We start from the raw sequence: 26,146 nt of genomic DNA, 5'->3' as shown, positions 1-26,146 counted from the left end.
GAAAATTAGGCAAAGAGTCGAGTAGATAAGGCACCTACAAATACTCAATAAATTGGTAAGGGAGGGACGCGATGATTCTGACGGACAACGAAACCAAAGTCGATCTGCTCAATAACGAGGCTATTGCCACGACGATCATTGAGTTGCTTCGCGCCAGACCTGACCACCCAGTCACGATTGGCGTTCATGGTGATTGGGGCGCAGGGAAATCCAGTGTGCTCGAAATGATCGAGTCCGGGCTGGACGGCAAGGATGATGTGCTATGCCTCAAATTCAACGGTTGGCGGTTCCAGGGCTTCGAGGATGCCAAAATCGCCCTGATCGAAGGCATCGTGACCGCGCTGATCGAGAAGCGCCCTGCGCTGACGAAGGCCGCCGGTGCGGTAAAGAACGTGTTTCGCCGCATCGATTGGTTGAAGGTCGCCAAACGAGCCGGTGGTTTGGCTGTCACCGCTTTCACTGGGATTCCAACACCTGATCAGGTGCAGTCCATTGTCGGCTCTCTTGAAGCCGTATTGGCTGACCCTGCCAAGCTCGCCACGAAAGAGAATCTCTCGGCAGCATTGGAGGAAGTGAAAGGGATATTGAAGCCGAGCGAAGCAACGAATGTCCCCGAGGAGGTAGAGGCATTTCGGAAGGCCTTCGACAAATTGCTCGAAGAGGCTGGCGTCAAGCAGCTTATCGTATTGATCGACGACCTTGATCGCTGCTTGCCGGATACCGCCATCGAGACACTTGAGGCGATTCGGTTGTTCGTCTTCACCGCGCGTACTGCTTTTGTGGTGGCGGCTGATGAGGCCATGATCGAGTATGCGGTGCGCAAGCATTTTCCCGATCTGCCAGATAGTACCGGCCCGAGAGACTATGCACGCAACTACTTGGAAAAGCTTATCCAGGTGCCGTTCCGCATTCCGGCGCTAGGTGAAGCTGAAACACGAATTTACGTGACCTTGCTGCTGGCAGGGGTCGAATTCGACGAGACGGATGCAGGATATGCAAGGCTCATCGAAGCCGCACGCGAGAAACTCAAACGCCCTTGGATGAGTGGCGGCCTGGACGCAGCAACCTTCAAAGCCGCACTGGGCGAACAGGCTGAAAAAGCCAATAACGCACTCGTATTGAGCGACCAGATTGGCCCTATTCTTGCCAGTGGAACGAAAGGAAACCCAAGGCAGATCAAGCGCTTCCTCAATACCCTGTTGCTACGCGAGCGCACAGCAACGGCCAGAGGCTTCGGTGAAGACATCCAACTGCCGACGCTCGCAAAGCTCATGCTCGCAGAACGCTTCCTCCCGAAGCTGTTCGAGCAGATTGCCTATGGGGCTGCAGTTCATCCGCAAGGGCAGTGCGAAGATCTTCGGCTCTTGGAAGACAACCTGAATACCGCTTTGCCCAGCGATTCGCCTGATGATGAAGACAAGAAGCAGGCGAAAGAATCATTACCGGCATCAGAAACCGCAATGCTCACAGAATGGAAGGCATCGGATGTGGTGTGCGACTGGGCTCGGCTGACACCTGCGCTCGCGGGTGTGGACTTGAGACCCTATCTATTCGTCACCAAGGATAAGAAGGACTACTTCGGGCCGGTTTCCGTCTTGGGGCATTTGGCGGGCGTGGTGGATAAGCTGTTCGGCGGCAAGATGACCGTACAAGGCTATGAGGCAGAGTTGAAGCAATTGGCTCAGCCTGAAGCTGACAAGGTATTTGAGGCCGTGCGTAGTCGAATCACGAGTACCGGCGCTTTTGATACCAAGCCGGACGGCATTGACGGGCTTATCGTGCTCGTGAAGGCTCAACCGAGCCTGCAAGGGCCTTTGCTGGATTTTCTGGAAGCACTGCCTCGGGAAAAATGCGGAGCCTGGGTAGTCGGGGGCTGGCAAGGAGTCGTCAAGGATACAGAGTGCAGTGTTCGTTTGCTCAAGCTATTGGGTGAATGGAGCAAGGTGACGAAGAATCCTTTCTTGAAGGCCGCAGCAGAGAATGCACTGAAACCACCGAAGGGAGTCCGATAATGGGGACGTCAACAGCATATGGTGGCCCGGGTGGAGACACTCCATTGGTTCCCTCGTGGTTGGGGGACCCACCAGCATCACCACCAGCGAATCCCGATGGAGCCCCAGACGGAACGCCACCACCTGATGCAGCCAACCCACCCTCGCCTCCGGAAAAGCCCCCAATACCAAAGGTTGCGGATCCGCAGCGTTTTTCAGGCGCACGCAACAACCTTACGAGATTCGCAGGATCTGGCGGTAGTGATCGAACCAATCTTGGCCGAGCCATCTCGCGGTATGTCTCCACATCCTCTGGCGGCGCTCGCCAAGCAGCACAACGTATGGGCGCTTCGCGCAGTGCCGGCGCAAGACTGCTTGGATTCCTCGCCGATGCGAATACGCGAGGGATGCGTGAAGCGCTACGTGAGTTCAATCTCGACTCCATGGCGGGACGACCCGTCTCGGAAGTGTTCATTGCGCTGGCCGATCACATCTGTCCGGGAGCGGGTACCGTCGATGAAGGCATTGCGCGCGAAGCGTATATCGAAACAATCATCGATCTGGCGAACGAAGGATTGGCTGATCTGACAGCCTTCACGCTGGAGCAGATGGATACAGTTTTTGAGTTGTACGCCACCCATGCGATCGAGGCGCGTATTTGCAATGACATTGGCACGAAGGTGGTCACGATGCCATTGGATGCACAGGCTGCACATCGAGTTGAAAAGCAATTGAGGGACTTCATACGTGGAGGCGTGAGCGATGCTTTGGCTCGGTCGCGGGAGCACTCGCCAAATCTTTCCCATGATCGTATTCAGTCATTCGTAGACAGTGTTTACGAGTCCACATTTGCCATTCTGCAGTCTTTGGGAGAAGCGGAGGCCGACCAATGAAGCGACAACTGTTGGCTGGCCGCTTCGGCCCAGATGACCAATTGGATATTCCAGCAGGCAGGGATGAACAGCGCACCTATCTGCAGCTCGTGGCTGGAGAGAAATCGCTGGATCATGGCATTGCTGGCGCGTTGAGCAGTCTGAAAAAGCTTGGCGTCACGCCATCTGAAATCGGTGTGGATTTGCTGGTGTTGGCAGCCCATGTACATGCCGCAGATACCCGTATTTCTCGTGCCGAACAGTCTCAAGACTCTTGGACACGAGAGATCCGCCTGGTCGTGCCTGTCAGCGATGCGCCTCGATGGATGGCCGCGGCCCCCATACTGGAAAGCCTGCTGAATTTCTTAACGGGAGATCGGTGGGAACTAGGCTTCAGGGTTCGCCCTTCTCGATTTGAATCAGTTGTCGAGCCAGCAGCCCCCAGCCTGATTGCCCATCCCTTCGACACTCTCAGTCTATTCTCAGGTGGTTTGGATAGTCTTATTGGCGCAATAGATCTGCTGCATAGCGGGAAGACTCCTTTGCTGATCAGCCATTCAGGAGATGGTGCAGCCAGTGATGCCCAGAACAAACTGTTCTCAGGCTTGAAAGCACACTATAAGCAGTCGTCGTTTGAACGGCTGCGTGTGGGGATGGCCTTTAAGCAGGACTTGATAAAAGGCGTTGGCCCAGAGGACAGCACGCGGGGAAGATCCTTTCTCTTCTTCGCAATCGGGGTCTTTGCCGGAACCGGGTTGGGACGAAGCTTTACCCTACGCGTACCAGAAAATGGATTGATTGCCTTAAATGTACCGTTGGATCCGTTACGCCTTGGGTCCAACAGCACGCGGACAACTCATCCCTACTATATGGCACGTTGGAATGACTTGCTGAGCGCGCTTGGCATAGATGGAAAGGTGTGGAATCCGTTCTGGGACAAGACGAAAGGAGAAATGGCGTCAGGCTGTCTTGATCCCGGCTTGCTGAAGCAATTGGCCGGGGACTCGTTATCTTGCTCATCGCCCACCAAGGGTCGCTGGAAAGGCTTGGGAATTGAGCATTGTGGCTACTGCTTACCTTGTCTCATCCGACGTGCAGCTTTGGAAGCTGCATGGGGAGCAGGGAACGACGACACTCGGTATACGGTTTCCGATCTGCACGCACAGATTCTGGATACTCGCAAAGCGGAAGGCGTTCAGATCAGGTCGTTCCAATATGCAATTGTGCGACTCAAGAAGCAGCCCCAGCTTGCAGCCCTGTTGATCCATAAACCTGGTTCTCTCGCCGATGAGACTGCACATCTCGATCAGCTCGCCGATGTCTATAAACGTGGGCTTGCGGAGGTCGGAAAGTTAGTCGCAGGCGTGCAAACCAAACCGAGTTGATGTGGAGAGATGTGAGCGTGACGACAGGATTGGTGGACTTCCATTGCCATCTGGATCTTTATCCAGACCACGAAACGGCTGTCCGTGAGGCCGACGAGGCTGGCGTTTTCACACTTGCGGTAACTACAACCCCAAGGGCATGGCCTCGCAATCATGAGTTGGCACAACGCACGAAACATGTGCGCGCGGCACTAGGGCTGCATCCGCAACTGGTGGCAGAGCGTGAGGCAGAAATCGCGTTGTGGGATGACTACCTATCCGAAACCCGCTATGTGGGCGAGGTTGGCCTGGATGCAGGGCCGCGTTATTACAAGTCAATGGAGGCTCAGCAGCGCGTTTTTCAGCATATCCTCCGACGCTGTGCGGGAGCAGGCGACAAGATCATTACGGTTCACAGCGTGAGAGCTGTAAGAGCCGTTCTGGAGCATGTCGAAGCGTTCCTGCCCCGTAGCAGGGGTAAAGTAGTCATGCACTGGTTCACCGGTACGAAAAGCGAAGCTAGGCGAGCCATGGAATTAGGATGCTACTTTTCCATCAACGCAGCTATGCTGGCCAGTGAGCGGCATCTGACCATGGTTCAGGCGATTCCGTTGGATAGGCTACTTACAGAGACAGACGGGCCATTCACTCGAACAGAGGACAGGCCATCCAAGCCGTCCGATGTAGCGTCGGTCGTGGAGGAGCTTGGCCGGCTGCATCGGCTACCTGCAGCACATGTTGCTAAGATCGTTCGCGACAACCTGCGGAACCTTGTCAGCTGAAACGCTGTTCTCAAAATCCCAGGTAAATCGACGTTACCGCCATGCATGTCCAGTAAGAGAGACGCATCGGCGTTGGGTCCAAGAATAGGTCCAAATAAGCCTAGCACACCCAAAAATAATTTTTATAATCAATAAGATACAACTCAATCAATCCTTTTGCATCGGGAAGTGAGACTGCGAATCGTTAGTAAACCATTTTGCGAATAAGCACAAAGAACAGATGGACATTTACAGTCGTACCGGACATGGTGAAAAGTGTCTGGAACAAGTAAACGCAGGATTGGATAATGGATAAACAACAGGTACAGATTTTTATTAAGCGCTGATGGACAGGCACAGTTACATGTTGCTTTGCAGCAGGACACGGTGTGGTTAAGTCAGGCACAGATGGCGGAGTTGTTTGAGACTTCATCTGACAATATAAGTTTACATTTGAAAAATATTTATAAAGAGCAAGAATTGAATGAGTCTTCAACTGCTGAGGATTTCTCGGTAGTTCGTCAGGAAGGTGCTCGTCAGGTTCGAAGAAAACTCAAACACTATAATCTCGATGCCATTATTTCAGTAGGTTATCGTGTCAGTTCGGCACGGCCATCTTTGCCAGCCAGGAACTGACTGCGGAAACAGTTATCCGGAAATTCCGGATAACTGCCAGTGATGGCAAGAACTACCAGACCCAGTTCTACAACCTCGATGCCATCATTTCCGTCGGCTACCGGGTCAACTCCCTACGCGCAACGCAGTTCCGCCAGTGGGCAACTGGCGTCCTGCGTGAATTCGCCATCAAGGGCTACGTGCTGGATCGTCAGCGCATGGAAAACGGCAGCTTCCTGGGCGAGCGCGCCCGAAGGCAAGATCCTGAAAACCGACGTGGCCGTGGCCAAGAACTACTTGACCAAGGACGAGTTGGATTCATTGGGTCGTATCGTCAACGCCTATCTGGAGTTGGCCGAGGATCGTGCTCACCGCAAGATTCCCATGAGCATGGAAGACTGGTCCAAGCGGCTGGACGCCTTCCTCGAATTTGATGAACGGGAAGTGCTACAGAACAGCGGCAAGATTTCTGCAAAACTTGCTCAGACGCATGCGGAAAGTGAATTTGAGAAGTACAGAATTGTGCAGGATCGTCTGTTTGAAAGCGACTTCGACAAAGCAGTGAAAAAACTGGCGGCCAGTGAGCCAAACACCAGAGATGACGGATAAGCCTCAAGTTCCCAGATAGATCGACGTCACTTTCAGCCTTTCATGCCCGAGTTCATGGCTGATCTGCTGTCGGGCGTGTTGGTCACTCAATCGCTGGCTGGTATTGAGCTGAACTTTATCAGGGCCACCGACCGCCGACGCCTTACATCCTATCAGCACCTTGTTTCCAATGAACGGTTTGGGTGGGTGTTGTGATGCGCGATGTATTCGTCGATGTTTAACAACTCATTCAAATTTCGTTGTACAAATGAAATAAGTCCAGTTCATTCATACTGAATTTTTCAATACGTCAGATTTTGTCACAAAGCTTTCATTTTAGCCTTTTAGAGTGTTGCTAATTCTAATTTCACACAAAGGCTATTGTTTTGAATTTCAATAATAATTTCAAGTTGCTAACATTAGTGGCCGCCTTGCAGGTCTCATTTATTTCAAGTTCTTACGCAGCCAGTTTTACAGTGGCCAGCGGTACAACAGAGACAAACAAACAAACTTTATCCAATCTTGACCTTGGTACTGTCGAGGCGGGTGGCACATTGACTACGTCAGGATCCAATGATGCGGTAGAAGTCGGTAATGGAGTATCAACCCTTGTTAATGACGGTATTATCAGCCAGACAGGGACTGGTAATGCCATTGATACGGCATCGGCCACCCCTGTTTTCATACTGGAAAACAGGGGGCTTATTGGTGCCGTGGGTGGGTCAACGATTAAGCTTGATGTTAACGGCACCTATATCTTGAGTAATAGCGGGGTCATTACCCAAACGGGTACTTCGGGCTTTGGTATTGATGTTGAGGATAAAACACCCAATATCATTATCAATAAGGCAGGAGCGGAAATTTATGGTCAATCAACGGGTATCTTGCTTGATGACGGCGCTAACGGCACCATAAGCAATAATCCTGCAACCGCGCGTGATACAGGCTCTACAACAGGTGCAACGGCCCGTATCTATAACGAAGGCAGCATTATTGGCGAGCGTAAAACAGCGATTGGTTTGGTGGGTGATTACGCCGACTTGTTGGTTAATTATGCAACGGGTGTCATTGAAGGGGGGCCTGATGCAATGCGTGTGGATGAATTAGGCAGCACAACCCCTGCTGCTGCCGTACAAATGGGTGGCGGAAACGATATTTTAATTAACTATGGGTTAATTACCGGTCACAATGGTAAAGCCATTGATTTGGGTGCAGGTGATGACCTTCTGCGGCTGTTTGGCGGTAAAGTCAACGGTACCATTGACGGAGGTACAGGTAACAATACCCTGGAAACGGCAGGTACACAGTTTTTTGCCCGTGGCGATCTGCAGAATATCCAGAATATCAACATTACCTCGGTAACACCACGTTTGGTGGAAATCTGGATGTAGAGGGTAACTTAAGCGTGAACGGAACGCTGAAGACATCTGGTGAGCAAGCCGATCGCATTATTAATGTTGGTGGTAACTATACACAAACTGCCAATGGGGTGCTAGAAGTGGGTGTAGCGGGTAAAGACCGTTCAGACCGGATTAATGTCCTGGGTATCGCAACGCTGGCAGATGGTGCTACCATTCAACCCGTCTCACGGGGCTACATTGCAAATGGTGCCAGTTACCGTATTGTTTCCAGCCTGGGTTTGGAGGCGAATCCGGAAAATCTGGCCATCTGGAATTCTTCTTCATTAATGTCATATAGCCTTAACCGTTCAGGCAATGATTTGGTGTTGAATGCGATCCGGCCAATCGCGGTAACTAATGCGCTGTCTGGCAACCAGAATACAACGCTTTCAGCTTTAGATCAATTGGCTCTACAAGGAAGCCAGACAGCCGGGCCACCGCTACAGGCTGTTTCTGATTTAAACACGACAGAACAATTATTGGACGCCTTGCGTCAACTTGCGCCTCAAACCAATGGGGCTGCCGCTAAAGTAACGCAATTAGCCACAAATTCAGTCATGTCCTCATTTTTTGATCGTATGGATGCGGTTAGAGGCAATGACTTGTCAACGGCACCTCGTGGTTTGACAACAGGAGGTAATGACAGTTATCGCTTGTGGGCCATGGGTTTAGGCGCTTGGGGAAAGCAAAAAGAGCATGACCGGCAAGATGGATTTAAATTAAATAGTGGTGGTTTGGCTGCTGGTCTTGAATTTGATCAATCCGCTAATGCAATCTTGGGTGTTTCATTGTCTGCCAATAAAGCCAAGGCCAAAGGAATCTCAAGTGCCACTGGCGATGAAGTGAAACTGGATAACTATAATCTGGGTACTTACTATAGTTACAATACTGACGCCTGGACCTTTGATGCTGCCTTGGCGGTGGGTTATAACGATTATAAAATCGAGCGGCGAGTACGGTTTAACGGATTCGACAGCACTGTGAATGGTGATTATTCTGGCTGGAATGTTAGTGGACGCTTTGAGTTGGGACTGCCATTCCAGCTTGCACCGGGCTGGAACGGGCGCTGGCTGGCAGGTGTACGTGCCAGCCGCCTCAGGACTGACAGCTATACTGAAGATGGTAACAGTGCAATTGCCCAACATATCGATAAATTGACGACGACTTCTGTTCAATCGGTATTGGGTGCGGAACTTAATCATCAGTTTGAGGATCAAGGCAGCTTGCGGTTCCGTGCCCGTTACCTGCATGAGTTCCGTGATTTGCCCGATGTGAACGCCCGTTTTGTATCGGGTGGAAACACGTTTAACCTGTCGGGTGATGACCTTTCACGCAACAGCTTTGAGTTAGGGCTTGCCTACCGCGCTTTGGTACGTGAAGGGATGTCTGTAATGGTAGGTTATGATGCCGAGTTAAGTAAACGAACTACAGTGCATAAAATCACTGCACGTGCAGTCTGGGAGTTTTAAGGCTAACGGTCCATCAATAATGCATGCATCCATAGGCACTTGGCTTGTGGATGCATGCCTATGATTGCATCAATCTTTAATATAGCCCAATGAAGTACTCAGCTGCCGTGCTTCTTCCTGCACCTGACGGCATATTTTCCCGTTCACGCTGGCATCAAACCCGCCCGTAGCGCCCAGGGCCGTGATAACGGCACATAACTGGCCGGCATAATTATAAACCGGGGCCGCCACTGCACTAATACCCCTTAAATTGGTGTCTTTCACAATCGCGCAGTTGCGTTTTTGTACTTCCTCACGCAGTTGATTGATAAAAATTTCGGGGTCATTGATTTTTTCAGTATTTAATGAAGTGGTCGTTTTACTTATCTCTTCCTGTGCCAGTTGCCGAACCAGCCTGTCATTTTGCAAGCCCAGAAACACCCGGCCGGTTGCCGAGGTTAACAAAGGCAAGACAGAACCCACCCGCACGTTAACGGTAACCGGCAGACTGGGCTCTTCAAAACGCACAATAACCGGCCCTTTATTACCCATTACGGCAATAAAACTGGTGACTTCCAGTGTTTCCCGCAGACGGATCAGGGCCGGTTCGGCCAGGCGAATGGGATCTGACTGGCGCATGGCTGAAAGACCAATGAACATGGCTTCAAGACCCAGACGATATTGCTGTGTTTCGGGTTCCTGAATCACCAGTTCCTCTTCGATCAGACTGGCCAGGTAGCGGTGCACCTTGGCCGGGTTCTCATTCAGGTAGGTGGACAGTGCAGTCAGGCTTGCACTGCCACCTATTCTGGCTAATCCTTTCAAGACGGCAAATCCCGTTTCTGCGGCCTGTACCCGCTGCCTGCGGTCAGGAATGTGTGGTTTTTCGGTTGTATTCATGGTGAGATTCTGGTCATTGTTGATGAGCGAGGTCTATAGGCTATAAGGCATTTTACAAAAAAAGTCCTTGATACAGGTTATCCCGAATACAAAAATTACGCAATGCGTATATTATTTACGCAGGAAGGATATTGAACACTAAGGAGACTTTTCATGAATTTCTTAAAAAAGGCCTGTCTGGCCGGGCTTTTATCTGTCACAACATTGGGATTAACGGCAGCCAATGCCAGTGCATCCAATTATCCCGAGAAACAGGTTCGCTGGCTGGTGCCTTATCCGGCAGGCGGTGGTTCGGATTTTTTGGCACGTACAATTGCCCAGCCTTTAGCTGAAAAAACAGGTCAAACCGTATTGGTTGACAACAAGCCGGGTGGCAACACGTCTATTGCAGCCGTGGAAACCGCTCGCTCAACGCCCGATGGCTATACCGTATTGTCAGCAGATAACGGCACGATGGTTTTTAATTCTGCGCTTTATAAAAACTTAAGCTATGACCCGGTCAAGGATCTGGAGCCCGTTACCCTAATGGGCAAGTTTCCCATGATCCTGATTGTTTCTCCAAATTCGGGCATTAATTCGGTTGAGGAATTCGTTCAGAAAACCAGGGAAAATCCCGGTAAGTTGAATTACGGTTCAGCCGGTGCCGGCAGCCCGCATCATTTGGCCATGGAACTGCTCAAAGAGGAAGCGGATATTGATATTGTGCATGTTCCGTATCGGGGTGCCGCGCCTTCCCTGTCAGATGTGGCCGGTGGCCAGGTACAGGCAATGATGGTGGATTTGGCCGCAGGGGCCGGGTTTATCAAAAGCGGCAAGGTCAAGGCACTGGCCGTGGCAAATGGATCGCGGCTTGCCCAATTGCCAGAAGTTCCCACTTTTGCAGAGGCGGGATACAAGGGAGTTGAAGCGGCAGCCTTGGTCGGCATGGTGGCAACTGCCGGCACACCCAAAGATACTATTGCAAGCTTAAACAAAAAAGTGGTTGAAGTTATCAACGAACCTGCCGTGAATAAAAAAATGATTGATTTCGGGATTGAGCCGGTGGGTAATACGCCAGAGGAATATGAACAGCTGTTGAACAATGAACGTGCCCGCTGGCACAAGCTGATCAGTGATCTGAAAATCACCTTGGATTAATCTGTATTTAAGATTGGTATAAATTTAAAATTTATACCAATCTATTGAAATTAAAATGATGAAAGAGGCAAATGAAATGAATCAATTAGCTACTAACGGTATTTCCCGTTGCCCGATTGACCACAGTGCATTCGGTCATGTACAAAGTAATGGCAAGCCCGTATCGGCAAATGGATGTCCGGTTAGTGGCCGGGCGGCGGCATTTGACCCATTCAGCAATGATTACCTGCAAAATCCTCCTGAATACGTACGTTGGGCACGCGAAGAAGAACCCGTTTTTTTCAGTCCCAAACTGGGTTACTGGATTGTGACCCGCTATGAAGATGTCAAAGCCGTTTTCCGTGACAATAAAACCTTCAGCCCCTCTATTGCACTGGAAAAAATCACGCCAACCAGCGATGAGGCCAATGCCATTCTGGCAACGTATGATTATGGAATGAGCCGCACGCTGGTTAACGAAGACGAGCCTGCGCATATGGCGCGCAGACGTCTGCTGATTGAGCCATTCACGCCTGAAGCATTGAAACACCATGAACCGATGGTCAGGAAACTGGCCCGGGAATATGTAGACCGTTTCATCAATGATGGCAGGGCCGATCTGGTTAACCAGATGCTGTGGGAAGTGCCATTAACGGTTGCCTTGCATTTTTTGGGGGTTCCGGAAGAAGATATGGACATGCTGCGAAAATATTCCATTGCGCATACGGTCAATACATGGGGCAGGCCCAGCCCTGAGGAACAATTGAAAGTGGCACATGCGGTGGGTAATTTCTGGCAACTGGCGGGTAAAATTCTTGAAAAAATGCGTCAGGATCCTGACGGGCCAGGCTGGATGCGCTACGGCATTCGCTTGCAGAAAGATCATCCCGATATCATAACGGATTCTTACCTGCACTCCATGATGATGGCGGGTATTGTGGCCGCGCATGAAACTACGGCCCACGGTACGGCCAATGCCTTGAAAATATTGCTGGAGCACCCGGATGCCTGGCAGGAAATTTGTGAAGACCCATCGCTAATCCCCAATGCTGTGGAAGAATGTTTACGCCACAATGGTTCGATTGCCGCCTGGCGTCGATTAGTTACCTGCGATACCAAAATTGGTGATGTGGAACTTCCTGCCGGGTCAAAACTGTTGATGGTTTCTTCTTCAGCCAACCATGATGAACGCAAGTTTGAGGATGCTGACAATTTTGATATAAGACGTGAGAATGCCAGTGAACAGTTAACCTTTGGTTATGGATCACATCAATGCATGGGTAAAAACCTGGCGCGCATGGAATTACAGATTTTCCTTGAGGAATTCACGCGTCGTTTGCCGCATATGCGATTGGCGGAACAAACCTTCCATTATCTGCCAAACACGTCGTTCCGGGGGCCCGAGCATTTATGGGTAGAGTGGGATCCGGCACAAAACCCTGAAAGAAAAAATCCCGGGATACTGGATTTGCAAGCCCCCTTGCGTTTGGGTGAGCCTTCCGCCAGCGCCATCAGTCGTCCGGTTGTTGTACAGGAAGCAAAAATTATTGCTGAAGATATTTTAAAATTGAAATTAATTTCTCCGGATGGAAAACCATTGCCTCGCTGGACACCCGGCGCACATATTGATATTGAATGTGGAGATACCGGTATATCTCGTCAATATTCATTGTGCAGTGACCCAGCAGATACCGCCTGCCTGGAAATTGCCATTCTGAAAGATCCGGCAAGCCGCGGAGGATCGGCATGGTTACATGAAAATATCAGACAGGGTGACCGTGTCAGGATTCGTGGTCCACGCAATCATTTCCGCATGGATCCCAGTGCCGAAAGAGTCATCTTTATTGCCGGTGGTATTGGTATTACCCCCATCAGCGCGATGGCCCGGGAGGCCAAGCTGCGTGGGATCGATTATGAAATCCATTACAGTGGTCGTTCAAAGGCATCCATGTCCTTTCTGGATGAGCTTGAGGCTTTGCATGGTAACCGCCTGCATGTTTATGCCAAAGATGAAGGCAATCGTAATGATTTTGCCAGGTTGCTGGGCACTCCCGATGAAAAAACGCAAATCTATGCCTGTGGTCCTGAAAGAATGCTGGAAGGCCTGGCACAATGTTGCGAAAACTGGCCTGAAGATGCCTTGCATGTTGAACATTTCCATTCTGTGCTGGGTGAACTGGACCCCTCCAAAGAACAGGCTTTTGAAGTTGAGCTGAAAGACTCGGGTATTACCTTGACGGTTGCTGCCGATCAGACGCTTTTGCAGGCTTTGCAAGGTGCCAATATTGACGTGCAAAGCGATTGTTGTGAAGGTTTATGCGGCTCTTGTGAGGTCAGGGTATTGCAGGGTGATATTGATCACCGGGATGTTGTATTGACCCGTTCCGAGAAAGAAGAAAACGGCAAAATGATGTCTTGCTGTTCCCGTTCTGCAAAAGGAGAAAAACTGGTTCTTGAACTTTAAGGTTAGTTTACAAACAACCTTCTTGATAATACTTATACGTAAACATCATGCAAGAGGTGTGAAGAGTGATGTGTTATCCGCTTGGTTTGCCATTTAATAGTCAGACCATAGCGGAATAACAACTTATCAATGGAAAGTGAATTATTTTGCCACGGCATACAATAAGTAATTATGGAGACCAATACCCGACTAATTTAGTCTACTATTGATGCATATCAAGGGAATTCAACGCTGTTTATGCAAGAATGCTTAACATATAAGCAAGGATATCTCTCAATGAACGACACCACCACTCTTTCCAATGCTGTTCAGCAAGCATCAGTTTCAAAAGATCCCATCACCGCCTATGACCAGATTCGGCAACGTTGCCCTGTTGTGCACGATGAACGCTTGCACTGGACACTTTTCAAGCATGAAGATGTCGTGAATGTACTGAATGATCCCCAAACATTCAGCAATGCCGTTTCCCGGCATGTCTCGGTGCCTAATGGAATGGACCAGCCTGAACATACCATTTACAGGGCACTTATTGAGCCGTTTTTCAATGAATCACGTATGGCAGCTTTTGAACCGGTATGTCAAGAAATTGCTGCTGAGCTGGTGCGGCAATCGCATCAAAACCAGGAATTTGAATTTATTTCGGGATTTGCACAAATTTATGCAGTGCGGGCGCAATGCGCCTTTTTAGGCTGGCCTGAATCATTGCATGAACCTCTGAATCAATGGGTTCGTAAAAATCATCAGGCCACCCTGGCCCAGGATCGCCAGGCTTTGTCAGAAATTGCTGTTGAATTTGATGGTTATATCCGCACTTTGCTTGAAGAACGCCGCAAGGCAGGCACTCATGCCCCTGACGATTTAACAACAGCGTTAATGCTTGAAACGGTTAATGGCCAGCCCATCAGCGATGAAGCTATTGTAAGCATTTTGCGTAACTGGACCGTAGGTGAATTGGGCAGTATTGCCGCCTGTCTGGGAATACTGGTTAATTACCTTGCCAAAAACCTGAAGTTGCAGCATCAACTGCGTTACAAACCCAAGTTACTTCCAGCTGCCATTGATGAAATCCTGCGTATTCACCCCCCTTTGATTGCCAGCCGTCGTGTAACCACCCAAGCGGTAACGGTTGCAGGCCATCACATTGAAGCGGGTGAGCGTCTAACCCTGCTGTGGGCATCCGCCAATCGCGATGAAGCGGTATTTGGCAAGCCCGATGAGTTTCGTAATGACCGTGATCCATCACAAAACCTGCTGTATGGTGCCGGTATTCATGCCTGTCCGGGTGCACCATTGGCCAGGCTGGAATTGCGCCTGATTATGCAAGAACTGTTAAAAGGCACCAGCCGCTTCGCATTGGGAGAAAATGCAGCACCGGTGCACGCCATGTATCCGGCGGGTGGTTTTGATTCCCTGCCCATTAAGCTGGTGATGGAAACCTGCTGCGGCGCTTGCAGCTAATCGTCTTCAGGCTACTTTATGACCCGTTAAAAACTGTTCAGAAAACCAGGGCAATATTTCTCCTGATTCACAAGAAAAATATTGCCCTGGATTCAATTTTGATGAATACGCCCTTAAATTTATAAATATTCTAAAAATCAGGGCTTTGGACTACATTAAGTCAAGCACCCGGAATAATTCCGGGCATGTATTGAATAAATAATATTAATGGAGATCCAAGTGGGTAAACCCGACATCACAACAAACTTGCAGGTACAAAACAATAAAAAAATGTGGGAGGCTGATTCAATTGCCATCATTGGCGCTTCCAATGACCCCTTGCGCATTGGCGGCCGTCCCATCTCTTATATGCTGCAGCGTAATTATGCTGGCCGGATTTACCCAGTCAATCCCAAACAGGAAACCGTACAGGGCCTGAAGGCCTATCCCGATGTGGACAGCCTGCCCGAAACGCCCGAAATTGCCATTATTGCCGTATCAAGCCGTATGGTCATCAAGGCGGTAGAGGACCTGGGTAAACGTGGTACACGTCTGGCCGTGATTTTGTCTGCCGGTTTTTCCGAAGTGGGTGAAGAAGGCAGGCTCATGCAGGAAGCGTTGATTGCCACAGCAAAAAAATATGGCATTCGTGTGTTGGGTCCCAATACTTTGGGTTTTTATGATGACCGTCAGGGTCTGTTCTCAACCTTTTCCTCTGCCTTTGAGCTGTACTGGCCTTTACCCGGCTCCATTGCAATCGCCAGCCAGTCAGGTGCTTTCGCCCTGCATATTTTCTGTTCTGCCCGAAACCGTGGCATCGGTATTCCGCTTTGTGTCACCACCGGCAATGAAGCTGATATCAATGTGGCCGATGCGATGATTGATATGGTTCTTGACCCGCAAATTCAGGTCATTGGTGTGTACCTGGAAGGCTTGTCAAATGCGGATAAATTCATTGAGGCATTACGATTGGCCAAGCAGTATCGCAAACCGGTGGTGGTCATGAAAGCCGGGCGCAGTGAAATTGGTCAAATGGCGGCACAATCCCATACCGCCTCAATTGCCGGTGATGACGCCGTGTTCAATGCGGTCCTTGAAGAATACGCTGCCGTCAGGGCATACAGCCCCGATGAGTTCCTGGATATTGCCTATATGGCCACAAAAAAGATTTATCCGGAAAACAATGCATTGGGTGTGATTACCGTTAGTGGTGGCGCCGGCATACTGATTAGTGATGCTGCCGAAGATCTTAACTTGCCCATGCCTGAACTGGAACAAAACGCCCAGGCATCGCTTAAAGAAGCCTTGTCATTTGCAGCCGTCAAGAATCCGGTAGATTGTACCGCTCAGGTCATTAATCAGCCTGAATTGGCTGACCAGTTCCTTTCAACCATGCTGGATACTCAACAGTATCCATCCATTCTGGCCTTTTTTGCCCATGCAGCTGGAACCGCTTCTATTGAGGCCAAACTGCGTCCGGAACTTAAAAAGGCGGTTGATAAACACCCTGATCATTTGTTCGCTTTATCCATCATTGCAGAAAAAGACACCATAGCGCGCTACGAAGCGGATGGGTTTTCAGTGTTTGAAGATCCTATCCGTGCCACCAAGGCCATTCATCATATGGGCGTTTTGGGTACGGCCTTTGCCAGGCCAGATGCCCTCATTCCCTTTGAAAAGAAAACCGTTGCCGCGCTTGCCAGCACACCTGACGAAGCCCAGGCCAAGCTTATCCTGGAAGAGGCGGGTTTGCAGGTCATTCCGGAAGGAATTGCCCATGATGCGGCGGAAGCGGCACGGCTGGCGGATAAATTCGGTTTTCCTGTTGTCATGAAAATCCTGTCACCTGATATCAAGCATAAATCTGAAATAGGTGGTGTTATTCTTAATGTGTCCAGTATTGCCGAAGTGCATGAAAGTTATGCATTGCTCTTGCAAAGAGCAGCCGAAAAGGCACCCTCTGCAAACATTACGGGGATCCTTGTTGCCAAGCAGGTAAACAATGCTGTTGAATGTATTATGGGCGTTAAAAATGACCCTGTTTTTGGGCCGGTCGCCATGTTCGGTCTGGGTGGCATTCACGTGGAAGTGTTGAAAGACGTGGTCTTGCATCGTTGCCCATTCAGCCCTGAAACAGCCAGGAAGCTGATTCTCAGTATTCGCAGTGCGGCTATTTTGCAAGGCGTGCGTGGCAAACCGGCGGTTGATATTGACGGGCTTGCCGAACAGCTGTCCCGCCTGTCTGTTTTTGCGGCCCAGACACAGGAGCAGATTCAATCGGTGGAAGTCAACCCGATTCTGGCGGTTCCTGGTGTAAAGGGTTGCTACATCGCTGATGCACTCATAGAAGTTTAATTAAAACGTATAAAAAAAAGCCTGCCTTGATAAAAGGCAGGCATAAGGGAGGAGTTCCCCACTTAAGGGGAGGAGGAGACTTCAAAAGGATCATTCCCCCTATTTTCAAGGGGAGGGAGTGTGGTGCAAGTCTGCAACATCCGGATCTGCACCACACAAGGCTTGCAGTTTTAGTGAAGTGTCCTACTGCGCGTTAGAGAACCCTTCACCGCTGCAATGTTTGTATCTTAATACCAGACTGTATTTTTGTATAATTTATTTATTGTTAATTTCTGATAGTAAATTACTATTTCCTGTTTTTCTTCATCTTTGCCATTGGGTTCTGAAAAGTCACATATCTTTGACCGGCAGGGGCCGACCATAAAAAACCGCATCCGAAGATGCGGTTCCTTGTTTTCATGCCAGTTTGCCTGGCAAAGACAAACCGGAAAATGACAGCACTGGAATTACTTGTGCGTCAGGATGGCTTCATTGGCCGCTTTATTCATGTTGCGGGTAATGTACCATTGCTGGGCAATAGACAGAACGTTGTTAACACACCAGTACAGTACCAGACCGGCCGGGAACATGAACATCATGGCACCAAATACCAGTGGCATGAGCATCATGATTCTGGCTTGCATTGGATCAGGCGGTGTTGGATTCAGCTTGATCTGCAGGAACATGGTGGCCATCATGATGGCTGGCAGGATGAAATACGGGTCACGGACTGACAAGTCGGTAATCCAGCCAATCCAGCCTGCGCCACGCATTTCCACGCTGGACAGCAAAACGCGGTACAGGGTAAGGAATACCGGGATTTGGATCAGGATTGGGAAACAGCCGCCCAATGGGTTGATTTTCTCGGTACGGTACATTTCCATCATGGCTGTGTTCAGCTTCTGGCGGTCGTCACCGAATTTTTCCTTCAGGGCCTGCATGCGCGGTGCCACGTTTTTCATTTTGGCCATGGAGCGATAGCTGGAGGCCGACAATGGATAAAGGATTAATTTGATAATGACGGTTAGCAGAACGATCGTCCAGCCCCAGTTACCTACCAGGGTATATAACCAGGTCATGAAGGTAAACATGGGTTTGGCAAGAATGGTTAGCCAGCCATAGTCAACGACCAGATCCAGGGAAGGAGAAATGGCTGCAAGGGCTTTTTGGTCTTGCGGACCTATCCATAAGGTGGATTGGGTGGCAACCGTACTGTTGGGTGCGATGCTGCCTAATGGCTCTACCGCACTGATGGCATACAGGGTATTGGAAACCTTGCGCATGTCAATAAAACGCTCTTTGCCTTCCTGGGGTACCCAGGCGGTCACAAAGAAGTGTTGAATGACACTGATCCAGCCATCGTCAGCCGATTTAATATAATCGGCATTTTTCTTGTCAATTTCAGAAAAGGACACTTTCTGGAAGCGTTCTTCATCAGAATAAACCGCCATTCCCGTAAAGGTGGGATAGAAGCTGGAGCTGCCAACCGGATCCTGGCTGTCACGGGCAATTTGCAGGTACAGTGAGGGGGATTGTGGTTCGGCGGCAGTGTTGGTGACCTCGTCCTTGACATCAATTCGGTAAGAATTGCGATGGAACGTATAGGTACGCGTCACCTTGATGCCGTCAGACTCAGACTCAAAGACCACCGGCAGAGTATCACCTGTCATGGTGGTTTCAGTAGAAACCATTCTGAAGGCGGTATTCTGGTCGGGGTAGCGCTTGTTGCTTCCTTGTGGTGCGACCAGGCCGCTTTGCACAATATATTCTGCCGCAGCAGAGTTATCCAGCAGTACGATTGGCTGGTCACGGTTTTCAGCGGAAGGATACTTCAACAACTCGGCATACACAATCTGGGCACCTATGGAATCAAAATTCAATTTGAAAACATCGGTGTTGATGGTGATTTTTTCTGAAGCAACGGCAGGTGCTGTTGTTGACGGAGTGGCGGCAGTACCGGCAGGCGAGGCTGCATTGGGAACGCCAGGCGTACCGGAAGCCGGATTGGAAGTGGTTTCGGATTGGGGAGCCTGGCCAAACAGGGATGGCTGACCATTATAGGTTTGCCAGTTATTCCAGATGGCGAAGACCGAAAATACAAAAATCATCCAGAGGATGGTGCGTCTAATATCCATTTAACCTGATCATTATTAAGCGGTTAGTAAAGCTCGTCAGTTTAACCCAGCTAGGGTTATAACACCTGAATTTAAAACAAATCTTTGGGAAAAAGACTCTTCTCAGGCGAGGAGCGGCCAGAAACAGGGGGAACAGGATCATGACCACCCTGGCACCACGGATTACAGCGACAGATCCGGTGTGTACCCAGATACAGCCCTTTGGCGGCACCGTGGGTTTCAATGGCTTCTATCATGTATTCGGAGCAGGTGGGCGTGAAACGGCAGGAACGTCCGATCCAGGGGCTTAGGAAATATCGGTAGAACCGGATAGGTGCTATGAGTATTTTCTTGATCATGCCGATTTTGCCTTTGCAAAATGATGGTCGATTTCTTTCCGTATGGTTATCTTGAGTTCGGTAAGGGTACAGGGAGTAACCTTGCCATGCAGGCGAATAACGTAGTCGCAGGCAGGTAACTCATGACGGCAATGTCTGAAAGACTCACGGGCAACCCTTTTGATGGCGTTGCGGGTGGTGGCTTTGGCGGCAAACCGTTTGGCGATAACAAGCCCCAATCGGGCGATTGGTTCGGTAAGAGGGTAGACTGGCTTGGCTTTGCTAAGCGTAAACAAAGCCCCTCGAGATACACGTTTGCCTTTCAGGGCATTGGTGAACTCTAAGGGGCGGTGCAGTCGCGCCGCTTTGGGATAGGAGGCGCTTGGCATGCTTAGGAATCGGGACGAGCAGATAATAAAGCCATGTGTTTAACGGGTAAACACACTTTCTGTTCAACCTGATTATTAAATTGTAATCAGCTGGGATTAAACAGCTAAACGCTTGCGGCCTTTTGCACGACGTGCGTTGATAACTGCGCGGCCGCCACGTGTTTTCATGCGAACGCGAAAGCCGTGCGTGCGTTTACGGCGTGTGACTGATGGTTGGTATGTACGTTTCATGGAAATTCCAAATATAAAGAGCTAAGAGCTTGTTCAGGACCCTTTTTAGTATTTGAAACTATCAAAGATACCCAAAAATGATCCAAACGGTGTAAAGAATTTTGTAAAGCCTTTTATTTCATCAAATAATTAGTGATTAGTCAATGGTTTAGGCTGAATTCCCGTAATTAAAACATAAAATCTGTTCTTTTTTTGAAAAGAACGCACTTTGTGGAAAATTTCCCATTAATTATTCAAGTTGTGGATAACTTTTAGCTTGTCAGGGTAAAATAGAACGTTTTTATCGTAGATCGTATATGAAAGAGTTTTGGCAATCCTGTATCCAGGCATTGGCGCAGGAACTTCCTCCCGAGCAAATGAAAGCGTGGGTGCTTCCGCTGGCTCCTCTTGGTTTTGATGAAGAACTGGGAGAGCTGCGCATTTCTGCGCCTACGCCAATCAAGCAGAACTGGGCCAAAACCAATTACACGGCGCGAATTCAGGAATTGGCATCCCAGTGGTTCAATCGTCCCGATGTCAAGGTCATGTTCCAGCTGGTGCGTGCCAATCAGGTGCCGCCTGCCATGTCTGGCGCAACTGCCGCGGTGGCCTTGGCATCCGCACCGGTCGCCCCTGTTCAGGCCGCACCCGTTACGGGTACCCAGCCGTTTGGTACAAGCCCCGAAGTCATCATAGAGTCCGCTGCGCCCAATGTGCCGGCCACCGCTTCATTTGGCAATACCGAATCCGAAGACTTCATTTACAAGCGTTCGCATATCAACCCCAACCTGACTTTCGAAAGTCTGGTGGTAGGCCGCTCAAACCAGCTGGCCAATGCCGCTTCAGCACAAATTGTCGACAAACCGGGCGTTTCAGCCTATAACCCGTTTTTTATTTACGGCAGTACAGGCCTGGGTAAAACCCACCTGATGCACGCCATTGGCAATGCCCTGATCAAAGCGGGCAAGGTCAACCGGGTACGGTATATCCATGCTGACCAATATTATTCGGATCTGGTCAAGTCATTCCGAACCAGTACCTTTGATGAGTTCAAGCGTTATTACCATTCACTCGACCTGTTGCTGATTGACGATATCCAGTTTTTCCGTAAAAAAGACCGTACCCAGGAAGAGTTCTTCTATCTGTACGAAACCATGGTGGCGCAAAACAAGCAAATCATCATCACGTCCGATACCTACCCGCGTGAATTGCAGGATATCAGCAACCGACTTACCTCCCGTTTCGATTCTGGTTTAACCGTCCATATCGAACCCCCCGAGCTGGAAATGCGGGTAGCCATTTTGCTTCGCAAGGCCGAAGAAAAGCCAGGCATTATCCTGAAAGAGGAAGCCGCGTTCTTTATTGCCAAGCATTTGCGCAGCAACGTTCGTGAACTGGAAGGAGCACTTAGTAAAGTGTCTGCCTATGCCGGTTTTCACGGGCTGAAAACCTTTACCGTTGAAGTTTGCAAGGAAGCGCTCAAGGATCTTCTGTCTGTTTCCAATGGGCAAATCACTGTTGAAAATATCCAGAAAACCGTGGCCGATTTTTATAAAATCAAGGTTCAGGAAATGTATTCCAAACGGCGCCCCGCCAATATTGCGATGCCACGGCAAATTGCCATGTATCTGGCCAAAGAGCTGACCCAGAAAAGCCTGCCCGAAATTGGCGATCTGTTTGGTGGACGGGATCACACAACCGTTCTGCATGCCGTACGAAAAATAACCGAAGCACGCGTGAAAAACGCAGAGTTGAATCACCAATTACACGTGTTAGAACAAACCTTAAAAGGATAATCATGCAATTGCTACAAGCTACCCGAGATGCTGTACTCAAGCCGCTGTCAACAGTGGCCGGTATTGTTGAACGCAGGCATACGATGCCCATTCTGGCAAATATCCTGTTGCGAAAAGAAGGTAACCGTGTTGCATTCATTGCAACCGATCTTGAGGTCCAGATCACCACGCATGCCGACTTTGGCGTAGGTGATGATGTGGAATCCACTACGGTTGCCGCACGTAAATTGCTGGATATCTTGCGGGCCCTGCCCAATACCGGAGAAGTCAAACTGGGCCTGAACGATGGAAAAATGTCGATCAATGCCGGAAAAAGCCGCTTTGCCCTGCAAACACTGGACGGTGCCGAATACCCAACCGTTGCCCAGCCCGAAAGCTGGAACCTGAGCCTGTCCATGCCGCAGAAAACCTTGCGCAAGCTGTTTAACATGGTGCACTTTGCCATGGCCCAGCAAGACATCCGCTATTATCTGAATGGTATGCTCATGGTGTTTGAAGAAGGCATGGTTCGTACTGTCGCCACCGATGGTCACCGTTTGGCCCATGCTGCCGAAATGGTTGAAAGCATTGACGGGCGTCATGAGGTCATTGTTCCACGTAAAACCGTTCTTGAAATGCAGCGCCTGCTTGATGAAAGCGATGAGCCCGTCACCATAGACCTGGCGGCCGGCCAGATCCGTTTCACTTTTGGTGATGTGGAGCTTATTTCCAAGCTGGTGGAAGGAAAATTCCCCGATTTCAAACGGGTCATTCCAACCGACTATACCCGTAGTTTCAATATCAATCGTGAAGCCTTGCAAAGCAGCCTGCAACGTGCCGCCATTTTAACGACTGACAAGCTCAAGGGCGTCAAGCTGCATCTTGAAAACAATCTGCTGCAAATTTCCTCCTCCAATGCCGAGCAGGAAGAGGCAAGGGAAGAAATTGAAGTAAATTATGAATTTGAACCCATTGATGTCGGTTTCAACGTAAGCTATTTGCTGGATGTCCTGGCCATGGCAAAAACCGAAGAAATCACCTGGTCTGTCAAGCCGGATGTCAATGCATCCGCACTTATCAGCCTGCCCGAGGAAACAGAGTTCAAATACGTTGTTATGCCAATGCGTATTTAATCAGGCCACCATCAAAGTTCCGGCCTTGCCATGGCCGGATATTTTCCTGTTCCCAGCAGTCGATCAAGATTTTTAAAAGCGTTATTCCATTATGTCTGAAAATACTCCGAACACCCCGAATCAAGGTTACGGTGCCGAATCCATCAAAATGCTCAAGGGCCTTGAGGCTGTCCGTAAACGTCCCGGCATGTATATTGGAGATACCTCCGATGGCACAGGTCTTCACCACATGGTGTTCGAAGTTGTCGATAATGCCATTGACGAAGCCCTGGCCGGATATTGTGATGATATCGTTGTCACCATTCATACCGACAACTCGATTTCCGTTACCGATAATGGCCGCGGCATTCCCACCGACATTCACAAGGATGACGAGTTCCACCGCAGTGCTGCTGAAATCGTCATGACCGAACTGCATGCCGGCGGTAAATTTGACCAGAACTCCTATAAGGTTTCCGGTGGTTTGCATGGGGTGGGTGTATCCTGCGTGAATGCCCTTTCAGAATGGCTGCGCTTAACCATTCGCCGTAATGGCCAGGTTCACCAGATTGAATTCAATCGCGGTGAACGCCTTGAGCCCCTGAAAGTCGTTGGTACTACCGATAAAACCGGTACCAAGGTGCATTATCTGGCAGACAGCACTATTTTTGACAATGTCGAATACCATTACGAAATCCTGTCCAAACGCCTGCGCGAACTGTCGTTCCTGAATAATGGCGTCAAGATTCGCCTGGTAGACGAGCGCCAGGGCAAAGAAGAGGATTTTGCTTTTTCAGGTGGGGTAAAAGGCTTTGTTGAATACATCAACCGCACAAAAACCGTACTGCATGGCAATGTTTTCAACGTTTCCACCGAATCAGATGCCGGTGGCGCAACCATTACGGTTGACGTTGCCATGCAATGGAACGACAGCTACGGCGAAAGCGTACTTTGTTTTACCAACAACATCCCCCAACGTGATGGCGGTACCCATTTAACCGGTTTGCGCGCTGCCATGACGCGCAGCCTGAACAAATACATTGCCGATAATGAAATGGCCAAAAAGGCCAAGGTTGACACCACCGGTGATGACATGCGTGAAGGCCTGACCTGCGTGTTGTCGGTCAAGGTGCCCGAACCTAAATTCAGCAGCCAGACCAAAGACAAGCTGGTATCCAGTGAAGTGCGTCCGGCCGTTGAAGAGGCGGTTTCACGTACGCTTGAAACCTGGCTGCTGGAAAATCCCAATGACGCCAAAGCCATTTGCGCCAAAATCGTGGAAGCGGCCCGTGCCCGCGAAGCCGCCCGCAAAGCACGCGAAATGACACGCCGTAAAAGTGTTCTGGAAGGCGCCGGCCTGCCCGGAAAGCTGGCTGACTGCCAGGAAAAAGATCCTGCAAAATCCGAACTTTACATAGTCGAGGGTGACTCTGCGGGTGGTTCTGCCAAACAGGGCCGTGACCGTAAATTCCAGGCTATTTTGCCGTTGCGCGGTAAAGTGCTTAACGTGGAAAAGGCGCGTTTCGACAAACTGATCGCCAGCGAGGCCATTACCACCCTCATCACGGCGCTGGGTACCAGCATTGGCCCCGATTTCAATATCGACAAGCTGCGCTATCACCGCATCATCATCATGACTGACGCGGACGTTGACGGTGCACACATCCGGACTTTGCTGTTGACCCTGTTGTATCGTCAGATGCCCGAACTGGTTGAAGGTGGCTTTATTTATATCGCCCAGCCACCTTTGTACAAGGTTAAATTTGGCCGTGAAGAACGTTACCTGAAGGACGCGGTCGAAGAGGCCGAATTCATGCAGCAGGTGGCCCTGAAAGATGCCGGCCTGATTCCACAGCAAGGCGCAGAGCCCATTACAGGCGAAGACCTTGAAACCCAGGTTCAGCTTTATGTTTCGGCCGACCAGGTGATTGACCGCCTGTCCCGCATCATGGACGCTGCTGCCCTGTCAGCCATTGCCGAAGGGGTACAGATCAATCTGGATAACGCGGAAAACGCCGCGAAATCGGCCCGTGACCTGCAAGAGGCCCTGTTTGACCCGGCCATGCCACACGCCGTTACCGTAGAAGCGGAATATGATGCAGAACTGGACAAACACCGTTTGGTTCTCAAGCGTATTCACCATGGAAACGTCCGTGTCTGTGTGTTTAACCAGGAATTCATGGGCAGCAAGGATTATGCGGTATTATCCCGTTCAGCCGAAACCCTTTCTGGTCTGGTTGGCGAGGGTGCCCTGGTGTATCGTGGTGAAGGTGAACGACGCAAAGAGCAGTATGTGAACGATTTCCGTGAAGCTGTTCAATGGCTGCGCAGCGAGGCCGAACGCGTGGTGACCAAACAGCGCTATAAAGGTCTGGGTGAAATGAACCCCGAGCAGTTATGGGAAACCACCATGGATCCTTCAGCACGTCGTTTGCTGCGCGTCAAGATTGAAGATGCAATCACTGCTGACAATGTGTTTACAACCCTCATGGGCGACCAGGTGGAACCACGCAGGGAGTTCATTGAAACCAATGCGCTGATGGCCTCTAACTTGGATATTTAAAATTGTTGTAGGATTTCACAATTAGTGAGAGGCTTGCACAATTAATGAGAATGATTTTTCATTAATTGTGAGAAATTTTTCTTGACTAAAAAGAAGGCTATATTTGATACATTTTTTATTTGGAATTTAGATTTTTCCTACGCTTTTTAATTAGATAGCTGGCCACCTCCGGGTGGCCTTTGTATGGGCGAATTCCTGTGGGCACATGTTCCTCCATCCCGAGTTCGACAGTTAAAACCGTAATCTATTGATTTGTAATAGATCACTTTAAGAACGCTCCACTACAAGTTCATATAAGCTAAAGTTACCGTAAGTTGTATTGGCTTTGCTGAAGCACTGTCACAACTGGCCTGAC

At 49.8% G+C, this 26,146-nt stretch carries 21 protein-coding genes and 1 pseudogene; 17 read left to right on the top strand and 5 right to left on the bottom strand.

Annotated elements, in window-relative coordinates; all coding sequences use genetic code 11:
* Positions 1–71: 71 nt before the first annotated feature.
* From qatA to IE074_RS04885, 10 genes and pseudogenes are all read left to right on the top strand, one after another.
* The gene (gene qatA / locus IE074_RS04925; RefSeq protein ID WP_189384323.1) at positions 72–2,012 is read left to right on the top strand and encodes a Qat anti-phage system ATPase QatA; all 1,941 of its coding nucleotides are present in this window, start codon (positions 72–74) and stop codon (positions 2,010–2,012) included.
* Positions 1,934–2,884: a Qat anti-phage system associated protein QatB gene (gene qatB, locus IE074_RS15005; RefSeq protein ID WP_308429747.1), complete on the top strand. Its 951-nt coding sequence runs from the start codon at positions 1,934–1,936 to the stop codon at positions 2,882–2,884. The genes qatA and qatB overlap by 79 nt, the downstream gene beginning before the upstream one ends.
* On the top strand, positions 2,881–4,248 hold the full coding sequence (gene qatC, locus IE074_RS04915) for a Qat anti-phage system QueC-like protein QatC (protein ID WP_189384321.1): 1,368 nt from the start codon (positions 2,881–2,883) through the stop codon (positions 4,246–4,248). Before qatB ends, qatC begins: the two co-directional genes overlap by 4 nt.
* Before the next feature lie 11 nt (positions 4,249–4,259).
* The gene (qatD, locus tag IE074_RS04910; RefSeq protein WP_189384320.1) at positions 4,260–5,009 is read left to right on the top strand and encodes a Qat anti-phage system TatD family nuclease QatD; all 750 of its coding nucleotides are present in this window, start codon (positions 4,260–4,262) and stop codon (positions 5,007–5,009) included.
* 459 nt (positions 5,010–5,468) lie between these two features.
* Positions 5,469–5,624: a RhuM family protein gene (gene rhuM / locus IE074_RS14775; RefSeq protein ID WP_229793889.1), complete on the top strand. Its 156-nt coding sequence runs from the start codon at positions 5,469–5,471 to the stop codon at positions 5,622–5,624.
* Positions 5,603–5,800, top strand: a pseudogene (gene rhuM, locus IE074_RS14770) (RhuM family protein); the annotation flags it as partial. The gene rhuM (IE074_RS14775) and the pseudogene rhuM (IE074_RS14770), both read left to right, overlap by 22 nt.
* Positions 5,703–6,212 (top strand): RhuM family protein, encoded by a 510-nt coding sequence (gene rhuM / locus IE074_RS04900; RefSeq protein ID WP_344985395.1) that lies wholly within the window; start codon positions 5,703–5,705, stop codon positions 6,210–6,212. The pseudogene rhuM (IE074_RS14770) and the gene rhuM (IE074_RS04900), both read left to right, overlap by 98 nt.
* Positions 6,213–6,266: 54 nt before the next feature.
* Complete coding sequence (locus IE074_RS04895; RefSeq protein WP_189384319.1) at positions 6,267–6,407, top strand: hypothetical protein; 141 nt, start codon at positions 6,267–6,269, stop codon at positions 6,405–6,407.
* 170 nt (positions 6,408–6,577) lie between these two features.
* The gene (locus IE074_RS04890) at positions 6,578–7,582 is read left to right on the top strand and encodes a hypothetical protein (RefSeq protein WP_189384318.1); all 1,005 of its coding nucleotides are present in this window, start codon (positions 6,578–6,580) and stop codon (positions 7,580–7,582) included.
* Positions 7,583–7,596: 14 nt separating this feature from the next.
* A complete protein-coding gene (locus IE074_RS04885; protein ID WP_189384317.1) occupies positions 7,597–9,060 on the top strand; it encodes an autotransporter outer membrane beta-barrel domain-containing protein in 1,464 nt (487 codons plus the stop codon).
* 69 nt (positions 9,061–9,129) lie between these two features.
* On the opposite strand, the gene IE074_RS04880 is transcribed toward IE074_RS04885, so the two are convergent.
* A complete protein-coding gene (locus tag IE074_RS04880; RefSeq protein WP_189384316.1) occupies positions 9,130–9,939 on the bottom strand; it encodes an IclR family transcriptional regulator in 810 nt (269 codons plus the stop codon).
* A gap of 153 nt (positions 9,940–10,092) precedes the next feature.
* On the opposite strand from IE074_RS04880, the gene IE074_RS04875 reads away from it, so the two are divergent.
* The 4 genes from IE074_RS04875 to IE074_RS04860 all read left to right on the top strand — a co-directional run bounded on the left by IE074_RS04875 (position 10,093) and on the right by IE074_RS04860 (position 17,311).
* Positions 10,093–11,076, top strand: coding sequence for a Bug family tripartite tricarboxylate transporter substrate binding protein (locus IE074_RS04875; protein ID WP_189384315.1), 984 nt, complete (start codon positions 10,093–10,095; stop codon positions 11,074–11,076).
* Positions 11,077–11,152: 76 nt separating this feature from the next.
* The gene (locus IE074_RS04870) at positions 11,153–13,519 is read left to right on the top strand and encodes a cytochrome P450/oxidoreductase (RefSeq protein WP_189384314.1); all 2,367 of its coding nucleotides are present in this window, start codon (positions 11,153–11,155) and stop codon (positions 13,517–13,519) included.
* Between the two features lie 276 nt (positions 13,520–13,795).
* A complete protein-coding gene (locus tag IE074_RS04865; protein ID WP_189384313.1) occupies positions 13,796–14,977 on the top strand; it encodes a cytochrome P450 in 1,182 nt (393 codons plus the stop codon).
* A gap of 219 nt (positions 14,978–15,196) precedes the next feature.
* A complete protein-coding gene (locus tag IE074_RS04860; RefSeq protein WP_229793887.1) occupies positions 15,197–17,311 on the top strand; it encodes an acetate--CoA ligase family protein in 2,115 nt (704 codons plus the stop codon).
* A gap of 446 nt (positions 17,312–17,757) precedes the next feature.
* Here IE074_RS04860 and yidC read toward each other — a convergent pair whose 3' ends face one another.
* The 4 genes from yidC to rpmH form a co-directional block, all read right to left on the bottom strand.
* Positions 17,758–19,425 carry a membrane protein insertase YidC gene (yidC, locus tag IE074_RS04855; RefSeq protein WP_189384312.1) on the bottom strand — a complete coding sequence of 556 codons (1,668 nt, stop codon included), beginning with the start codon at positions 19,423–19,425 and terminating at the stop codon, positions 17,758–17,760.
* A 71-nt stretch (positions 19,426–19,496) separates the two neighbouring features.
* Positions 19,497–19,763, bottom strand: coding sequence for a membrane protein insertion efficiency factor YidD (yidD, locus tag IE074_RS04850; protein WP_189384311.1), 267 nt, complete (start codon positions 19,761–19,763; stop codon positions 19,497–19,499).
* Positions 19,760–20,131 carry a ribonuclease P protein component gene (gene rnpA / locus IE074_RS04845; RefSeq protein WP_189384310.1) on the bottom strand — a complete coding sequence of 124 codons (372 nt, stop codon included), beginning with the start codon at positions 20,129–20,131 and terminating at the stop codon, positions 19,760–19,762. The genes yidD and rnpA overlap by 4 nt, the downstream gene beginning before the upstream one ends.
* A 96-nt stretch (positions 20,132–20,227) precedes the next feature.
* On the bottom strand, positions 20,228–20,362 hold the full coding sequence (gene rpmH, locus IE074_RS04840) for a 50S ribosomal protein L34 (RefSeq protein WP_006578231.1): 135 nt from the start codon (positions 20,360–20,362) through the stop codon (positions 20,228–20,230).
* A 296-nt stretch (positions 20,363–20,658) separates the two neighbouring features.
* Between rpmH and dnaA the strand changes: the two genes are divergently transcribed.
* From dnaA to gyrB, 3 genes are all read left to right on the top strand, one after another.
* Positions 20,659–22,137, top strand: coding sequence for a chromosomal replication initiator protein DnaA (gene dnaA, locus IE074_RS04835; protein WP_189384309.1), 1,479 nt, complete (start codon positions 20,659–20,661; stop codon positions 22,135–22,137).
* A 2-nt stretch (positions 22,138–22,139) separates the two neighbouring features.
* Positions 22,140–23,249: a DNA polymerase III subunit beta gene (gene dnaN, locus IE074_RS04830; RefSeq protein ID WP_189384308.1), complete on the top strand. Its 1,110-nt coding sequence runs from the start codon at positions 22,140–22,142 to the stop codon at positions 23,247–23,249.
* 91 nt (positions 23,250–23,340) lie between these two features.
* Positions 23,341–25,791, top strand: coding sequence for a DNA topoisomerase (ATP-hydrolyzing) subunit B (gene gyrB / locus IE074_RS04825; protein WP_189384307.1), 2,451 nt, complete (start codon positions 23,341–23,343; stop codon positions 25,789–25,791).
* Positions 25,792–26,146 lie beyond the last annotated feature (355 nt).

Source organism: Advenella faeciporci, from assembly GCF_014652395.1.
GTDB lineage: Bacteria > Pseudomonadota > Gammaproteobacteria > Burkholderiales > Burkholderiaceae_B > Advenella > Advenella faeciporci.
Note: the sequence above shows the minus strand (reverse complement) of the source record. Positions and strands in the feature narration are given on the sequence as shown.

Excerpts from the sequence above, each read along its gene's own strand:
- gyrB (WP_189384307.1), top strand. The coding sequence starts at position 23,341 with ATGTCTGAAAATACTCCGAACACCCCGAATCAAGGTTACGGTGCCGAA.
- rpmH (WP_006578231.1), bottom strand. The coding sequence starts at position 20,362 with ATGAAACGTACATACCAACCATCAGTCACACGCCGTAAACGCACGCAC.
- rnpA (WP_189384310.1), bottom strand. The coding sequence starts at position 20,131 with ATGCCAAGCGCCTCCTATCCCAAAGCGGCGCGACTGCACCGCCCCTTA.
- qatC (WP_189384321.1), top strand. The coding sequence starts at position 2,881 with ATGAAGCGACAACTGTTGGCTGGCCGCTTCGGCCCAGATGACCAATTG.
- rhuM (WP_344985395.1), top strand. The coding sequence starts at position 5,703 with ATGCCATCATTTCCGTCGGCTACCGGGTCAACTCCCTACGCGCAACGC.
- IE074_RS04880 (WP_189384316.1), bottom strand. The coding sequence starts at position 9,939 with ATGAATACAACCGAAAAACCACACATTCCTGACCGCAGGCAGCGGGTA.
- IE074_RS04865 (WP_189384313.1), top strand. The coding sequence starts at position 13,796 with ATGAACGACACCACCACTCTTTCCAATGCTGTTCAGCAAGCATCAGTT.
- qatB (WP_308429747.1), top strand. The coding sequence starts at position 1,934 with ATGGAGCAAGGTGACGAAGAATCCTTTCTTGAAGGCCGCAGCAGAGAA.
- qatA (WP_189384323.1), top strand. The coding sequence starts at position 72 with ATGATTCTGACGGACAACGAAACCAAAGTCGATCTGCTCAATAACGAG.
- IE074_RS04870 (WP_189384314.1), top strand. The coding sequence starts at position 11,153 with ATGAATCAATTAGCTACTAACGGTATTTCCCGTTGCCCGATTGACCAC.
- yidD (WP_189384311.1), bottom strand. The coding sequence starts at position 19,763 with ATGATCAAGAAAATACTCATAGCACCTATCCGGTTCTACCGATATTTC.
- dnaN (WP_189384308.1), top strand. The coding sequence starts at position 22,140 with ATGCAATTGCTACAAGCTACCCGAGATGCTGTACTCAAGCCGCTGTCA.
- yidC (WP_189384312.1), bottom strand. The coding sequence starts at position 19,425 with ATGGATATTAGACGCACCATCCTCTGGATGATTTTTGTATTTTCGGTC.
- IE074_RS04895 (WP_189384319.1), top strand. The coding sequence starts at position 6,267 with ATGGCTGATCTGCTGTCGGGCGTGTTGGTCACTCAATCGCTGGCTGGT.
- IE074_RS04875 (WP_189384315.1), top strand. The coding sequence starts at position 10,093 with ATGAATTTCTTAAAAAAGGCCTGTCTGGCCGGGCTTTTATCTGTCACA.
- dnaA (WP_189384309.1), top strand. The coding sequence starts at position 20,659 with ATGAAAGAGTTTTGGCAATCCTGTATCCAGGCATTGGCGCAGGAACTT.